The organism is Methylomonas sp. Kb3 (genome assembly GCF_002834115.1).
Classification (GTDB): Bacteria; Pseudomonadota; Gammaproteobacteria; order Methylococcales; family Methylomonadaceae; genus Methylomonas; species Methylomonas defluvii.
Map to the genome: position 1 here is coordinate 84,609 of NZ_PIZT01000009.1, position 14,877 is coordinate 99,485.

Genomic DNA, 14,877 nt, shown 5'->3' on the forward strand with positions numbered 1-14,877 from the left:
CCTAATTTTCTATGCTCATTACTTACTGCCGTTTACCCGACCGTCTTAAATATTTGATCGATAACGATCAACAATACCTGTTAAAACAAGGCCTGAAAGGCATCGAGAAAGAAAGCCTGCGCATCACCGAGCATGGCGAGATCGCCCAAACGCCTCACCCCACGGCGCTCGGTTCGGCATTGACCCACCCTTACATCACCACCGATTATTCGGAAGCGCTGATGGAATTCATCACTCCGCCGTTTGCCGACATCCGCCAAACCCTGGACTACATGCACCAGCTCCACCAGTTTGTCTACCCGCATCTAGGCGAGGAAATGCTGCTGGCCACCAGCATGCCCTGCGGTATCGACGGCGACTTGAGCATCCCCATCGCGGAGTACGGCAAATCCAACATCGGCAAGATGAAGCACGTTTACCGTAAAGGTTTGTGGCACCGTTACGGCCGCACCATGCAAGCCATCGCCGGCATCCATTTCAATTATTCGGTGCCGGAAGCGTTGTGGCCGGCGCTGTACCAGCAAAGCGGCTGCACGGTAGGCCTGGAAGACTTTATCTCCAACGCTTATTTCGGTTTGATCCGTAACTTCCACCGCCAAGGCTGGTTGATTTTGTATCTGTTCGGCGCCTCGCCGGCGATTTGCAAAACTTTTTTCAAAAGCCGCCCGCAATTGATGGAGCAATTCAAGGAGTTTGACGAGCACACCGTGTTCCACCCCTATGCGACCTCGCTGCGCATGAGCGACATCGGTTACAAGAGCAAGAACCAGGCGGGCTTGAAGATCGATTACAACTCGCTGGACGGCTACGTGGACAGCCTAAGCGCAGCCATCAACACACCCTATTCGGACTACGAAGCCATCGGCGTTAAAGTGGACGGTGAGTATCAGCAGCTGAACGCCAACATCCTGCAAATCGAAAACGAGTTTTACAGCACCATGCGCCCCAAGCAGATCGCCAAATCCGGCGAGAAGCCGACGCTGGCGCTGAAACGGCGCGGCGTGCTGTATGTGGAAATGCGCTCGCTGGACTTGAATCTGCTGAATCCGATCGGCATCGACGAAAGCACCGCCCGCTTTGTCGAGGCGTTTTTGTTGTACTGCCTATTGCAGGACAGCCCGCCACAAGGCCCGGACGAATTCCAGATTAACAACAGCAACCAATTGCTGGTCGCAAATGAGGGCCGCCGCCCCGGTTTACAGTTAAACCGCAACGGCGACACCGTCACCTTACAGCAATGGGCTCATAGCATCCTGTATGCCATGCAACCTATATGCGCGGTACTGGATAGAGGCAGTTTGGAACGCCCCTACCAATTGGCTTTGCAACATCAGTTGGCAGTAGTGGACAACCCGGCGCTGACGCCGTCGGCACGGATTCTGGCCTGCATGCGCGAGAACGGCCAGGAGTTTGGCTGCTTCGCCAGTAACACCTCGGCCTTGCATAAACATTATTTCAACGCCGAACCCCTGGACGATGAGACGCAACGGCAATTCGAGGACATGGCTGCCGCGTCGTTGCAAAAACAAGCCGACATCGAAGCCAACGACAAGTTGGACTTTGACGAGTATTTATCCCGTTACTTTGCCCAGAGCTAAATCCATGACTGAATTCGACTTAAGCACCGCCCAATCCGAGCTGCAAGGCAAAAATCCGCGCACCATCTTAAAAGCCGCACTGGCTAATTTCGATAACATTGCCATCTCTTTCAGCGGTGCAGAAGACATCGTGCTGATCGACATGGCCTTGCAAATCAGAAAAGACATCCAGGTGTTTTCATTGGATACCGGCCGCTTGCATCCGGAAACCTACCGTTTCATGGAACAAGTGCGCAAGCATTACGGCATCAACATCGACATCTTGAGCCCGGATCGCGAGCAGTTGGATGCTTTTGTCAAAGAAAAAGGTCTGTTCAGTTTTTACGAAGACGGCCACCAACAATGCTGCGGCATCCGCAAAGTTGAGCCTTTAAAACGCAAGCTGGCGACGCTGGACGCCTGGATTACCGGCCAACGCAAAGACCAAAGCCTGGACACCCGCGGCGACATCCCGGAAGTGCAACTGGACGCCGGTTTCGCGGGTCCCGGCAAACAGCTGATCAAATTCAACCCGCTGCTGAACTGGTCGTCGGCGCAGGTGTGGGATTACATCGAAGCCTATCAGGTACCGTTTAACGAACTCCATAAACACGGCTACATCAGCATCGGCTGCGAGCCATGCACCCGACCGGTATTGCCGAATCAGCACGAGCGCGCGGGACGTTGGTGGTGGGAGGATGCAGCGAAGAAGGAGTGTGGGTTGCATGGGGGGAATGTTAAATCGGCTTGAAATATCGAGCCGATGAAACTTGGTATACTTTGGCGACACGTTAGCGGAGGAACAACATGGCCACGATGATTACAGAAGTCTACGAAGCGCTGAAAGAAGCCGGCGTCAGCGAGTCCAAGGCAATCAAGGCTGCGGAAGCCATCCAGCAACTCAGCAAGGAAGATCATCTGCACTTTGTTCAGGAACAAATGCTGAAGTATCAAATGTATGCCGAGGGCGAGTTTAAGCTGTTGAAATGGATGATTGGGTTTAATTTGGCTTTTACTATGGCGATGCTTTGGAAGGTGTTTGCTTGAATAGAATTGATTTAACTTTAACGAATCTTACCGCCAAAGTCTTATTTGTTCACAGATAGCCAGAAGAATTTGATCGAGATTCCTATCTCTACCTGTTCAAAATTTACATCCTTCTCAGGCCCCCAATTAAGCACATTCAGTCTATCCGAATAGCAACAAACCTATTGTAAATAGAGGCTCACAATGCTAAAGCAATTCATTGTTCTTTTTCTGCTCTGCTGTTTACCCGCCTGCGCTGGTCTGGGACTCGGCCTCGATAATCGCAGAGTCCAGAATGCCTTTGAAACGTCAAAGGCACGGCTAGAGCAAAAAGCAACTGCAGGCCAGATCACCTGGGTTCAAGCCGCAAAGGAAACGCGAGATATGGACAAGCACCTTGCGGGTCGGACCGACCTTGATGCAAACTGGAAATATGATCAGGATGACGAGGAATACCATGCTTACTGCATTGCCCTCGCTGAACGACTTGACAGACAACAAATATCTTTTGCTGAGTTTAATGCTTTAAGATTAGAACGCTTCAATTTAATTCAAGCGAGACGTCAATCACTAAATTACCAGAGATAAATCACACTAATCAAAACGCTCTTAAACTGGCCTATTAGAAACTCAGAGAGTTATTACTCATAATAGACATCTGGATTCAATAAGAATTGCGTTTTTAGTTGTGTTGGAAGTTTTGTACAAACCTTTACCCTCTTTGAATTGAGCGATGATAGTAAATGCATTACGACCCCAATGAGTTTAATGACGGGCTTAATATTCTCGATCATCTTGAGGCCCTTGCCGATCAAAACGATAAAGTTGCTGAATGCAAGTATTTTCTTGATCTTGCGACTCAAGAAAAAGATAAGGATAAATTTCGTTGGCTTATTAGTGCATTTTTCGGTGCAGCCTACAGTTATTTTGAGATAAGTGCACTTCGCGCCTATTACGGCTTTTGCGACCCAAAAACGGGTACCCCAATCAAAAACAACGAGGTGCTGGCTACTCTTAATCGTTATGTCGGTGTATTCCTAAAACAAAACAAACCAGATTATGTAAGCACTTTTGGGCGGCACATCATCATAAAGCAGCTTTATGAGCTTCGTAGAGGAAATACTCACCACTACCCACTATCGATTATGTCATCCAGCCAAGAGCTCCCCGAAGGTTTCCAGTTTGTTATTCAATCGAACAACGTTGTCCCGGCATTAACCTTTTGCCGTGAGACTATGATGCTAATACAGGAGGTGGATCGCGAGCTACAACAGCATTTTTAGCTGCCTAGGGTGCGCACGGTTTTTGTGCCCACGCGGACTAACTCTTCTTGTCCATTCAAGGCTTTGACATCGTACTTTTCGTCTTTTAGCATATCCAGTTTTACCCAGCCCCCCAAGCTCAAGTGGTCCTAAAAACTCTCGTTCCCGGCCAAATCTGGTATGCGCAACAAGCCATTCAATTCGGTCCGTTAAATCTAAGCACCAGAGCCACTTTCGTCAAACTGCGGGACGGCTCGATTTGGGTGCATTCGCCGATCGAGCCGTCACCCCAACTGGTGGCTGAAATTGCCGAAATCGGGCCGGTGCGTTATGTGCTTGCACCAAACAAGAGCCACCACCTGTTTTTTACGCCATTCATGAAGGCGTTCCCGAATGCCCAAGGCTATATTGCGCAGGGCTTAGCCGATAAGCGCCCGGACTTGTGTGCTTATCCGGAGTTGTCGCCATCGGAAACACCGGCCTGGACGACCGAATTAATCCCCGTATTTGTGGAAGGCCTACCCATCATCAACGAGACGGTTTGGTTTCACAAGGCAACGGGTACGTTGATTCTTACCGATCTGCTGTTTTGCTTCGGCGCTGAACACATCGGATTAGCGCGCGTGGTAGCGAGACTGCTCGGCGTCTACGATCAACTGGCAATGTCGCGAACCATGAAACTGCTGGTTAAAGATAAAACCGAATTGGCGCGCTCGGTCGATGCGCTGCTGGCGTTGGATGTTGAGCGGATTGTGCTGGCTCACGACCAAATCATCGAAAACGACGCCAAGCGCAAATTAAGCGCGGCGTTCAATTGGCTGAGAAAATAAGGCGTTTTTTATCGTTCCCACGCTCCTCGCAGCAATCCGAACCGGCGTTCTGTTTCATGCAACCGTAAAACCTGACTAGCCATCATTCCTGTTAGAATCGCCGCACTACCCCAAACAGGAGCATCGCCCATGAGCGACTTTTACAGCCCACAGCACCGGCAATTGCAAGAGCAACACGACACCGTCAAGCTCGCGGACCGTCTGGAACAAATGATAGTGGAACGGCAAATTGGTGAGCAACATCAACCATTTATCGAGAGCCGGGATTTTTTCTTTCTGACGACTATCGACCAACGCGGTTATCCGACTTGCTCTTACAAGGGCGGCAATCCCGGCTTGGTGAAAGTGGTTAATCCACGAGAACTGGCCTTCCCCAGTTACGACGGCAACGGCATGTTTTTGTCGATGGGCAATATCAACGGCAACTCGAAAATCGGCATGCTGTTTATCGACTTCGAAACACCGCACCGAATTCGAGTGCATGGCGACGCCCGCATTGAAACCAACGATCCGCTGCTGGCCGAATACCCTGGCGCCGAGCTAATCGTGCGTGTGGCGATCAGCGAGATATTTATCAACTGTCCGCGTTATATCCATCGCATGAGCCGCGTTTCCCGCTCAAAATACGTCCCGCAAGCCCATCAAGACACGCCGTTGCCGCAATGGAAGCGTATCGATGCGGTGCAGGATGTGTTGCCAGCTTGCGATAGTCACGTGGCGGAAAGTCTGGGCGGGATAATCACACCGGAAGAATACGGGGCGATGGTGTTGAGCGGTGACGCCTAGCTCCCCCTCCCTCCGGAAAATTACTAACCTCAACATACATTTGGAGACCCACATGAGCGAAAGAATCATTATGCGCACCGGCGAAGCCCTGGTAGCGGGCGGACCAGCCGGTACCGCCGCAGAACCGGAAATCATCATCGGCGAACTGGACGGACCGGTCGGCACCGCGATTGCCACCCTAACCGGCGATCAAGTGCAAGGCCACACCCGAGTATTCGCGATTTTAAATACCGATATTCAGGTACGCCCGGTCACGCTGATGGTCAGCAAGGTGACGGTTAAAAACAGCCGTTACACCAATATTTTAATGGGCACCGTGCAGGCGGCGATTGCCAACGGCGTGCTCGATGCGGTGCGCGCGGGTGATATTCCCAAAGAAAAAGCCAACGACTTGGGGATTATTTGCTCGGTATGGTTGAATCCCAGCGTGATCAAAGATGACAAGCTGGATCATCAAATTTTGTTCAACATCCACCGCGAGGCCATGGCCAAAGCCATTCATAAAGCCATGACCAACACGCCGGATATTGATTGGCTGCTGGAAAACCAAGAAAAAATCACCCATAAATATTTTCAGATGGGGTTGGACGGTAAGATTTAATTAGCTGGTCACTTGGGTTGCAAGCCTTTGCAGCCCAACGCCACGCCATCTTTCCCTCCCCTGCTTTCGTCTTAACCGCCATTCCCGCTTAACACCGCACCTACTATTCAGCCGCGCTTCGCCAAGCAAACTAATAGCGCATCACTATTTGTTTGACAAAATCCGCAAACCCGCTTAAAAAGACCCTATAGTTTCGATTCGAAATTATATGGCATTTACTTTTTATGGGGGATACGATCATGAAAAAAAGCATTTCGTTGTTGATGGCGGGCCTGCTAGGCACAGTTGCCTTTACCGCGTTTGCGGCCGATCAGGCCGTACCGTTTCCGGAGGGCTATCGCAACTGGCTGCACGCTAAAAGCATGCTGATTCAACCCGGCCACGCCCTGGAGAATCCGTTTCAAGGCTTGCACCATGTCTACGCCAATAAACAAGCGGAAGCGGGTTTGAAAACCGGTAAGTACGCAGACGGCTCGGTGCTGGTGTTCGATTTATTGCAGTATCAGGAGAAGGATAAAACCATACAGGAAGGCGAGCGCAAACTGGTGGGCGTGATGCTGAAAGACGCGAAAAAATTTGCCGCGACCGGCGGCTGGGGTTTTGAAGGCTTTGCCGGCAACAGCAAAACCGAACGGCTGGTGAAAGACGGCGGCACTTCTTGCTTTGCCTGCCATGCATCGGAGCAAAAAACCGATTACGTGTTCTCGCAATATCGGCCTTAGTCTCTAAAGCTGATCCTCGGGAGAGACGCAAACTATTGCGTCTCTCCATTTTCTTTAAGCTTGATCGACCAAACGGATACCGGTTTCTTCGATGACGATCCGCCGTTGTTTATACAAGCCGCCTATGGCCTGCTTGAAGACTTTTTTACTGACGCCAAAGGTGTCGTAAATAATCTCCGGCGCACTTTTGTCGGTTAGCGCCACATAACCACCGCGCTTCGCCAGTATCGTCAAAATCTTCTCAGACGTGGCATCGACTTTCTGGCCGTATTTTTCCTGGCTCAAGACCAAATCCAGCTTATTGTCGGGGCGGACTTTTTTAATATAGCCGGTCAATGACTGGCCTTTTTGCAAGGGCTGAAAAGTCTCGCTTTTATACAACACGCCCCAATATTGATTATCCACCACCGCTTTAAAACCCAAGTCGGTTTCGTCGGCGATAATGAGTTGCACCGCCTGACCGTCTTTGTAATAAAACGCCTGATCCTGAATGAAATCGTCCAAAATCATCGTGGCGGCGATGCGGTTGTTTTCGTCTAAAAACAGACGCACCAGATAAGAACGGCCTTCGACGACTTTCCCCTTCTGTTCGCTGAACGGTAACAACAAATCCTTGGGCAATCCCCATCCCAAAAACGCACCGGCATGGCTGAGCGATATACATTTTAACCAAGCTACCTGATCGACTTGCGCAAGCGGCGTTTGCAGGGTAGCGATAGTTTGATTCTTACCGTCAATGAAGACAAAGGCGTTTACAGTATCGCCAACCTTTAGATTATCCGCAGCATCTTTGTCCGCCAAGCCAATCTCGCCAAGCGCCCCACCATCCAGACCATACTGATTATCACGTTGGCTGACGACGGTTAAAGTGTTGAATTTGCCTAGTTCGATCATGAAGGTTCCGGAGTTTGATTGGGCATGAGCGTTGGCACTTGCTGGCCACACGCGGAGAAATGAAGGGCTATTATACAAACGAATCGGTAAAACCGCAGGCTGCATCTCCTTAAACGGCGGCACCTTATACTCCAAATACGCACCTAAAACGAAGTCAAAACCCCGTTATGCTAGCGCCCGTCTATAATGGACGGTTTTTTCAATTCGATAAAACCTGCTTTTATCGAATATAAGTGTCGACTATGAATCTACTGCTGAAGTATCTATCCTCTTGCTGGTTTCTGAACAACCCCTCCGAGTTAGTCCCGCCCAACTCGTTTATGTGGAAAAACGTGGCGTTCTATCTGATTTCCGGGATGATTGTTGAAGGCTTGATCTCCGATCCGGCGGACGGCACATTGGAAGTTTTGGGCCGCACCGTCATGGCTTTCGGCTCGGTGGCGATCTTATTGCTGATGGAAAAAAAATGGGTCTGTTTTAATCAGCTGTATACCTCGATTTTCGTCTGCGAGAATTTCATCATGACCTTGGCTGTCGCTGCCGAGGCTCTCGACTATTGGCTGGTATTGCAACACCATATCTACCGCGAAGAAATTGGCATAGGCATCGCGGTGTTTTTGGTTGTCTGGTATATCTCTATCGTCAGCTATATTTTTCGGGCTTTCTTCAGTTACCCAACCAGCGTCAGCGTAGTTTACGCATTTAGTTACTTCATACTGACCTACGGCATTCCAATGCTGTTGATGGATATTTGACGGTCAAGCCAGCCGGAGCCCTCTAACTCCGGCCAGAGTGTCGCTTATATTTGCGCTAAGTTACCCCGATCTTCCAGCCAGCTTTTCCTATCGCCGGCACGCTTCTTCGCCAATAACAGATCCATCTGTTCGCGGGTATCGTCGTTTTCGGCTACCGTTAACTGCACCAGGCGGCGGGTGTCGGGATTCATCGTGGTTTCCCGCAATTGCGAGGGATTCATCTCGCCCAAGCCTTTAAAGCGCTGGATGTTGATCTTGCCGGTGAGTTTCTCGGCTTCGATGCGCGCCAACACGCCCAAGCGCTCCGATTCGTCCAGCGCGTAAAATACCTTCTTGCCGACATCGATCCGGTACAGCGGCGGCATGGCGACGAACACATGCCCTGCTCTGACCAAGGCATTGAAATGCTGGTAAAACAGCGCGCAAATCAGAGTCGCAATGTGGTTACCGTCGGAATCGGCATCGGCCAGGATGCAGATCTTGCCGTAACGCAGATTTTGCAGGTCGTTGCTGTCCGGCTCTATACCCAGCGCCACCGCGATGTCGTGTACCTCCTGAGATGCCATCACCTCGCCGGAATCGACTTCCCAGGTGTTCAGAATTTTACCGCGCAACGGCATGATGGCCTGGAATTCTCGGTCCCGCGCCTGCTTGGCCGAGCCGCCGGCCGAATCGCCCTCGACCAAAAACAGTTCGGTGCGACTCAAGTCCTGTCCGGAACAATCCGCCAGTTTGCCGGGCAAAGCCGGGCCGCTGGTGATTTTCTTGCGGACGATTTTTTTGCCTGCTCTAAGGCGTTTCTGGGCGCTAGCCAGGATGATTTCGGCGATCTTTTCGCCTTCCTGCGGATGCTGATTCAGCCACAGGCTGAACGTATCCTTGGCGACGCCGGATACAAAGGTCACGCATTCGCGCGAACTCAGCCTCTCCTTGGTTTGCCCGGAAAACTGCGGGTCTTCCAGTTTTACCGACAATACAAAATGGCAGCTTTCCCAAACGTCTTCCGGGGCAATTTTCACCCCGCGCGGTAATAGATTGCGAAAATCCAGAAACTCACGCATCGCTTCGGTCAAGCCGGCGCGCAAGCCGTTGACGTGAGTACCGCCTTGGGCAGTCGGCACCAGATTCACATAACTTTCGGCGATGGTTTCCGGCAAACTGTCCGGCGTCCAAACTATGCCCCACTCCACCGCTTCGTTGCTGGCCGCCATGTTGGCCATGAACGGCGGTTGCGGAAAGATTTCGGCGTCGCCGACCCGGTCCAGCAGATATTCCTGCAAGCCGTTCTGGTAGCACCATTCGAATTGTTCGTCGCTGAGTTCGGAATTTAAAATAATTTTCAAGCCCGGACACAACACGGCCTTGGCGCGCAACACATGTTTCAGCTTGCTGACCGATACCCGATTGGAATCGAAATATTTACCGTCCGGCCAAAAATGCACGCTAGTACCGGTGTTGTTTTTACCGACCGTACCGCTTTGCTGCAGCTCGCCAACCTTGTCGCCGCCGGCGAACGCCATTTGATAAACACCGCCGCCACGCTTGATCTCAACCAGCAGTTTTTCCGACAGGGCATTCACTACCGACACACCGACACCGTGCAGACCGCCGGAAAATTGATAATTTTTGTTGGAGAATTTACCGCCGGCATGCAGTTGGGTCAGGATCACTTCCACGCCGGGAATGCCCTGCTCGGGATGTATGTCCACCGGCATGCCGCGGCCGTTATCATCCACCCGCACCGAGCCGTCTTTATAGAGTACAACATTGATGGTATCGGCGTGGCCGGCCAAGGCTTCGTCCACGCTGTTGTCCACCACTTCCTGCACCAAATGGTTGGGGCGGGTTGTATCGGTATACATACCGGGGCGCTTGCGCACCGGGTCCAGGCCGCTCAGTACTTCTATGGCGGCCGCGTTATATTCTTGGGTCATGATGTCTCGTAATAGGAAATAACAGTGTGTCGGCTGACCATTATATGTCAGCAACGCGCGCCAGAGAGGCTCCGGAACACCGGTCCTCATCAACCGGCTCACCATGCCTCGACTTCCGTAAGCGCCATCTGAAATTACCTAAGCACTGGAAAAGCCGGACCCACGCCGTTTTCCAGGGCGCCGCCACCGATTTTTGACGACAAGCCAACTGTTTGGCGCCAGCCCCGGTTTCGATCAGCGCATACGTAGAACTTGGTCGACGGCGAACACAATGGTTTCTTTGCCGGACGTTGTTTCGTTGAAATCGATAGCAGCAGGCCACAAGCCATTGAAGCTCCACTCCGCGATGGGCGTCATCGCCTGGTCATAGGCTATCAGCGTCGCATCGACCCGCGACCGGCCCGACCTACCGCTGACAAACTGTTGTCGCCAAGTCCAGAGATCCATCGACTTGGTCAAACCTTTACTGCAGGTAATATTTTTAGCCGATAAGCGTCCGGGTATCTTAACTGTAAGGTTCTCTCCCCGCGCACTAACCCTGGTTTGCTCCACTTCGTTCTGCGAACCCATGCCTTTGCAATCGGTGAAATAAGTGGTGACTCCTCCGGCGCTGAATTCGTAATAAACCAACGGGGCGGAATTGTCTATGACATTCTCAACGGCGCCGCCGCTGGCTGACGAGACCACGACTGCACCGAATAAAACGCTGATAAAACGGCTGGTTGTTTTCATGATATATCCTCAAAAAGTTTGATTCGGTGCGCCTAAACGGCGGCCGAACGGTTCGATAATTTGGTTTAGAAGAAAGCCACCGATCCGATGTTTAAACAATCTGTCGTAAAAATCGATGAACTTCGACTTGTAATGGCAAATGGAATGCCACTTTCCAAAAACCCAAGTAACAACAAAATAAACCATTGAATAAAAACAATTATTTTTAAACCGCCATCGACAAACAGCACCGCTAATACAGCCTATCGCCCACGGCATATCGTTTTTTGCACGAAATATCGTAAAACTTCGAAAGGTTAATTGGTCTGGCTTGCGAACGGTTCGTACCGAGCGGCGTAAAAGCTATCGCATAAGGGCGTAAGCGGAGAGCGGTTCAGGTGGACACGGGATAGGGATAATTGCAACGTGACATTTCGGATGCCTCCCCCGCTAAGTGTTTAGGTTCGGAGCACGTGAATGGCTCGGGAAGCTGGAGCCTTGGAATCCAGGCAAACCTGGGCAACCTCAAAAATGTCACTGTAACTGCAGCCGCTGACGCCTCAGTATTAGCGAACAACTGAACGAACCGAATTGCTGCCACTAAATCGAAAACAACAGATGCAATCCAAACTCAATGGCAGAGCAATTCATACTATAATGCTTGGTCATTTTTTGAGCACCGCAAGCCACTTTATAATATGTCGAGACGTAAAAACGCATCCCAATTTGAGGAAGCGATGGAAGAACTGGAGAAATTGGTCGAGCTGATGGAACGCGGCGATATTTCCCTGGAAGAATCCTTAAAATCCTTCGAACGCGGCATCAGACTAACTCGTACCTGCCAGCAAGCACTGCAAGACGCCGAGCAGAAAGTCCAAATTTTATTAGAAAAAAACGGCCAGCAAACTTTGGAGCCATTCACCGATGAGTAACTTAAAAGCCTACCTTACCGCCTGCCAGAACCGCGTCGAACGGGCGTTGGACGCCCGGCTACCCGGCGAGAACATTCTGCCGCAAACCTTGCATCAAGCCATGCGTTACAGCGTACTGGACGGCGGCAAACGCACTCGCCCGTTGCTGACTTATGCCACCGGCCAAGCCTTGGGCTTGAGTGAAGACCAGCTGGACGCTCAGGCTTGCGCGGTGGAATTTATCCATGTTTACTCTTTAATTCATGACGATTTGCCGGCGATGGACAACGACGACTTACGCCGCGGCAAACCGACTTGTCATAAGGCTTACGATGAAGCCACTGCGATTTTGGCAGGCGATGCCTTGCAAGCACTGGCCTTTGACATATTAGCCAACGACCCAGCCATTCAAGCGGGCGCGGAAGCCCGAGTCAAAATGATCGCGGCATTGACCCGCGCCAGCGGCTCGCAAGGCATGGTTGGCGGCCAAGCCATCGACTTGGGTTCTGTCGGCCGCAAGCTGACTCTGCCGGAACTGGAAAACATGCACATCCACAAGACCGGCGCGTTGATTCGCGCCAGCGTCAATCTGGCTTCGCTATCCAAACCGGATCTCGATGCCGAAGTCGCAAAAAAACTGGATCACTACGCCAAATGCATAGGCCTATCCTTTCAAGTCAAAGACGATATTCTGGATGTTGAAAGCGACACCGCTACACTGGGTAAAACCCAAGGGAAAGATGTCGATAACGACAAACCGACTTACCCGGCACTGTTGGGAATGGCCGGCGCCAAGGAAAAAGCTCAGGAGCTGCATGAACAAGCCGTCGCCAGCCTAGCCGGCTTTGGCAGCGAAGCGGATTTGTTACGCGATTTGTCGCTGTATATCATCGAACGTACACACTAAGCGTAGCGAACTGCACGATTTATACTTCTTGCGCCACAATCCTTCCGGTTTTCCGCTTGCGTCTACTGGGCTGGCGCGGAATATTGCGGCGCAAACATATAAAGGAATTTTTTAACCCATGACAGCCTCTGATTTCCCGCTCCTAGACACCATCCAGACTCCCGCCGACGTTCGGGCCCTGAAGCCTGAACAACTCGAACCCCTGGCCGATGAGTTGCGTCGCTATCTGACCCATACCGTCAGTATCTCCGGCGGCCATTTCTCGGCTGGCCTGGGCACGGTGGAACTGACGGTGGCGCTGCATTATGTGTTCGATACGCCTTCGGATCAGTTGGTATGGGATGTGGGCCATCAGGCTTATCCGCATAAGATTTTGACGGGGCGGAAAGAGCGGATGCCGACGATTCGCACCTTGGGCGGGGTGTCGGCGTTTCCGTGCCGCTCGGAAAGTGAGTACGACGCCTTTGGCGTCGGCCATTCGTCAACGTCGATCAGTGCGGCACTGGGCATGGCGATTGCTTCGCAGTTACGCGGGGAAGACAAGAAGATGGTGGCGATCATCGGTGACGGTTCGATCACCGGCGGCATGGCCTACGAGGCGATGAATCATGCCGGTGATGTGAATGCCAATCTGTTGGTGATTTTGAACGATAACGATATGTCGATTTCGCCCCCAGTAGGCGCGATGAATAATTATCTGACCAAGGTGTTGTCGAGCAAGTTTTATTCGTCGGTACGGGAAGAGAGTAAGAAGGCCTTGGCTAGTATGCCGTCGGTGTGGGAACTGGCCCGGAAAACCGAGGAGCATGTGAAGGGCATGATTGTGCCGGGTACCTTGTTCGAGGAGTTGGGCTTTAATTATTTCGGGCCGATCGACGGCCACGATGTGGCGATGCTGGTTTCGACTTTAGAGAAGTTGAAGGATTTGTCCGGGCCGGTGTTTTTACATGTGGTGACCAAGAAAGGCAAAGGCTATGCGCCAGCCGAGAAAGATCCGTTAGCCTATCACGGGGTGCCGGCTTTCGATCCGAGCAAGGATTATTTACCTAAAGCCGCGCGTTCGCCACACCCGACCTATACGGAAGTGTTCGGCACTTGGTTGTGCGATATGGCCAAGCAGGATGAGCGGCTGTTAGGGATTACCCCAGCGATGCGCGAAGGCTCGGGCTTGGTGGCGTTTTCCCAGCAGTTTCCGAAACGCTATTTCGATGTGGCGATTGCCGAGCAACATGCGGTGACCTTGGCGGCCGGTCAAGCCTGTCAGGGGGCCAAGCCGGTGGTGGCGATTTATTCGACGTTTTTACAACGCGCTTACGATCAGTTAATCCACGATGTCGCTTTGCAGAATCTGGATGTGCTGTTTGCCCTGGATCGAGCGGGTCTCGTGGGGCCGGACGGTCCGACCCATGCCGGGGCGTTTGATTATAGTTATATGCGCTGTATTCCGAATATGCTGGTGATGGCGCCGGCCGATGAGAACGAGTGCCGGCAGATGCTGACCACCGGTTTCAAGCACAAAGGCCCGGCCTCGGTGCGCTATCCGCGCGGCAAGGGGCCGGGGGCCACGGTCGATAAGGCCTTGACCGAACTCCCCATCGGCAAAGGCGAAATCCGCCATCAAGGCAGCCGCATTGCGATTCTGGCCTGGGGCAGTATGGTGACACCGTCAGTGGAAGCCGGCAAGCAGCTGGGCGCGACGGTGGTGAATATGCGCTTTGTGAAACCGCTGGATGAAGCCTTGATTCTAGAGCTGGCGAAAAGCCATGACGTGATCGTCACGGTTGAAGAGAACGTGATTGCCGGCGGTGCCGGCAGTGCGGTGAACGAGTTCTTGCAGCCACAGAACATTCTGATGCCGGTGTTGAACATCGGCCTGCCGGATCGCTTCGTCGAGCAAGGTAGTCGCGAGGAATTGCTGGCATTATGCAGCCTGGATACTAAGGGTATCTTGGCTAAGATTC

General features: G+C 52.0%; 16 protein-coding genes. 13 read left to right on the forward strand and 3 right to left on the reverse strand.

Annotated features, from left to right (window positions below; genetic code table 11):
• Window positions 1-11: 11 nt before the first annotated feature.
• The 9 genes from gshA (at window position 12) to CWO84_RS07345 (ending at window position 6,804) form a co-directional block, all read left to right on the forward strand.
• Window positions 12-1,598, forward strand: coding sequence for a glutamate--cysteine ligase (gene gshA, locus CWO84_RS07305; protein WP_101052190.1), 1,587 nt, complete (start codon window positions 12-14; stop codon window positions 1,596-1,598).
• A 4-nt stretch (window positions 1,599-1,602) separates the two neighbouring features.
• Window positions 1,603-2,328, forward strand: a complete 726-nt coding sequence (locus tag CWO84_RS07310) for a phosphoadenylyl-sulfate reductase (RefSeq protein ID WP_101052191.1) — start codon at window positions 1,603-1,605, stop codon at window positions 2,326-2,328.
• Between the two features lie 56 nt (window positions 2,329-2,384).
• A complete protein-coding gene (locus CWO84_RS07315; protein WP_101052192.1) occupies window positions 2,385-2,624 on the forward strand; it encodes an integrase in 240 nt (79 codons plus the stop codon).
• Window positions 2,625-2,807: 183 nt separating this feature from the next.
• On the forward strand, window positions 2,808-3,191 hold the full coding sequence (locus CWO84_RS07320; protein ID WP_101052193.1) for a hypothetical protein: 384 nt from the start codon (window positions 2,808-2,810) through the stop codon (window positions 3,189-3,191).
• 155 nt (window positions 3,192-3,346) lie between these two features.
• Window positions 3,347-3,886 carry a hypothetical protein gene (locus tag CWO84_RS07325; RefSeq protein WP_101052194.1) on the forward strand — a complete coding sequence of 180 codons (540 nt, stop codon included), beginning with the start codon at window positions 3,347-3,349 and terminating at the stop codon, window positions 3,884-3,886.
• Between the two features lie 122 nt (window positions 3,887-4,008).
• The gene (locus CWO84_RS07330; RefSeq protein WP_165786282.1) at window positions 4,009-4,695 is read left to right on the forward strand and encodes a DUF4336 domain-containing protein; all 687 of its coding nucleotides are present in this window, start codon (window positions 4,009-4,011) and stop codon (window positions 4,693-4,695) included.
• Window positions 4,696-4,824: 129 nt separating this feature from the next.
• The gene (locus CWO84_RS07335) at window positions 4,825-5,481 is read left to right on the forward strand and encodes a pyridoxamine 5'-phosphate oxidase family protein (protein ID WP_101052196.1); all 657 of its coding nucleotides are present in this window, start codon (window positions 4,825-4,827) and stop codon (window positions 5,479-5,481) included.
• 52 nt (window positions 5,482-5,533) lie between these two features.
• Entirely contained in the window at window positions 5,534-6,082 is a 549-nt protein-coding gene (fae, locus tag CWO84_RS07340) for a formaldehyde-activating enzyme (protein ID WP_033157100.1), read from the forward strand.
• A gap of 239 nt (window positions 6,083-6,321) precedes the next feature.
• Window positions 6,322-6,804: a cytochrome P460 family protein gene (locus tag CWO84_RS07345; RefSeq protein WP_174843446.1), complete on the forward strand. Its 483-nt coding sequence runs from the start codon at window positions 6,322-6,324 to the stop codon at window positions 6,802-6,804.
• A 54-nt stretch (window positions 6,805-6,858) separates the two neighbouring features.
• On the opposite strand, the gene CWO84_RS07350 is transcribed toward CWO84_RS07345, so the two are convergent.
• Window positions 6,859-7,698 carry a S1-like domain-containing RNA-binding protein gene (locus CWO84_RS07350; RefSeq protein WP_033157102.1) on the reverse strand — a complete coding sequence of 280 codons (840 nt, stop codon included), beginning with the start codon at window positions 7,696-7,698 and terminating at the stop codon, window positions 6,859-6,861.
• A 242-nt stretch (window positions 7,699-7,940) separates the two neighbouring features.
• Between CWO84_RS07350 and CWO84_RS07355 the strand changes: the two genes are divergently transcribed.
• A complete protein-coding gene (locus CWO84_RS07355) occupies window positions 7,941-8,453 on the forward strand; it encodes a hypothetical protein (protein WP_240617991.1) in 513 nt (170 codons plus the stop codon).
• A 44-nt stretch (window positions 8,454-8,497) separates the two neighbouring features.
• Here CWO84_RS07355 and parE read toward each other — a convergent pair whose 3' ends face one another.
• Both parE and CWO84_RS07365 read right to left on the reverse strand, forming a co-directional pair.
• A complete protein-coding gene (gene parE, locus CWO84_RS07360) occupies window positions 8,498-10,387 on the reverse strand; it encodes a DNA topoisomerase IV subunit B (RefSeq protein ID WP_033157104.1) in 1,890 nt (629 codons plus the stop codon).
• A gap of 234 nt (window positions 10,388-10,621) precedes the next feature.
• A complete protein-coding gene (locus CWO84_RS07365) occupies window positions 10,622-11,119 on the reverse strand; it encodes a phage tail protein (protein ID WP_033157105.1) in 498 nt (165 codons plus the stop codon).
• 677 nt (window positions 11,120-11,796) lie between these two features.
• Between CWO84_RS07365 and CWO84_RS07370 the strand changes: the two genes are divergently transcribed.
• The 3 genes from CWO84_RS07370 to dxs form a co-directional block, all read left to right on the forward strand.
• Window positions 11,797-12,030, forward strand: coding sequence for an exodeoxyribonuclease VII small subunit (locus tag CWO84_RS07370; RefSeq protein WP_033157106.1), 234 nt, complete (start codon window positions 11,797-11,799; stop codon window positions 12,028-12,030).
• On the forward strand, window positions 12,023-12,916 hold the full coding sequence (gene ispA, locus CWO84_RS07375; RefSeq protein ID WP_033157107.1) for a (2E,6E)-farnesyl diphosphate synthase: 894 nt from the start codon (window positions 12,023-12,025) through the stop codon (window positions 12,914-12,916). Before CWO84_RS07370 ends, ispA begins: the two co-directional genes overlap by 8 nt.
• Window positions 12,917-13,034: 118 nt before the next feature.
• A partial coding sequence (gene dxs, locus CWO84_RS07380) for a 1-deoxy-D-xylulose-5-phosphate synthase (RefSeq protein WP_101052198.1) occupies window positions 13,035-14,877 on the forward strand: 1,843 nt, incomplete at its 3' end.

Excerpts from the sequence above, each read along its gene's own strand:
- gshA (WP_101052190.1), top strand. The coding sequence starts at position 12 with ATGCTCATTACTTACTGCCGTTTACCCGACCGTCTTAAATATTTGATC.
- CWO84_RS07310 (WP_101052191.1), top strand. The coding sequence starts at position 1,603 with ATGACTGAATTCGACTTAAGCACCGCCCAATCCGAGCTGCAAGGCAAA.
- CWO84_RS07315 (WP_101052192.1), top strand. The coding sequence starts at position 2,385 with ATGGCCACGATGATTACAGAAGTCTACGAAGCGCTGAAAGAAGCCGGC.
- CWO84_RS07320 (WP_101052193.1), top strand. The coding sequence starts at position 2,808 with ATGCTAAAGCAATTCATTGTTCTTTTTCTGCTCTGCTGTTTACCCGCC.
- CWO84_RS07325 (WP_101052194.1), top strand. The coding sequence starts at position 3,347 with ATGCATTACGACCCCAATGAGTTTAATGACGGGCTTAATATTCTCGAT.
- CWO84_RS07335 (WP_101052196.1), top strand. The coding sequence starts at position 4,825 with ATGAGCGACTTTTACAGCCCACAGCACCGGCAATTGCAAGAGCAACAC.
- fae (WP_033157100.1), top strand. The coding sequence starts at position 5,534 with ATGAGCGAAAGAATCATTATGCGCACCGGCGAAGCCCTGGTAGCGGGC.
- CWO84_RS07345 (WP_174843446.1), top strand. The coding sequence starts at position 6,322 with ATGAAAAAAAGCATTTCGTTGTTGATGGCGGGCCTGCTAGGCACAGTT.
- CWO84_RS07350 (WP_033157102.1), bottom strand. The coding sequence starts at position 7,698 with ATGATCGAACTAGGCAAATTCAACACTTTAACCGTCGTCAGCCAACGT.
- CWO84_RS07355 (WP_240617991.1), top strand. The coding sequence starts at position 7,941 with ATGAATCTACTGCTGAAGTATCTATCCTCTTGCTGGTTTCTGAACAAC.
- parE (WP_033157104.1), bottom strand. The coding sequence starts at position 10,387 with ATGACCCAAGAATATAACGCGGCCGCCATAGAAGTACTGAGCGGCCTG.
- CWO84_RS07365 (WP_033157105.1), bottom strand. The coding sequence starts at position 11,119 with ATGAAAACAACCAGCCGTTTTATCAGCGTTTTATTCGGTGCAGTCGTG.
- CWO84_RS07370 (WP_033157106.1), top strand. The coding sequence starts at position 11,797 with ATGTCGAGACGTAAAAACGCATCCCAATTTGAGGAAGCGATGGAAGAA.
- ispA (WP_033157107.1), top strand. The coding sequence starts at position 12,023 with ATGAGTAACTTAAAAGCCTACCTTACCGCCTGCCAGAACCGCGTCGAA.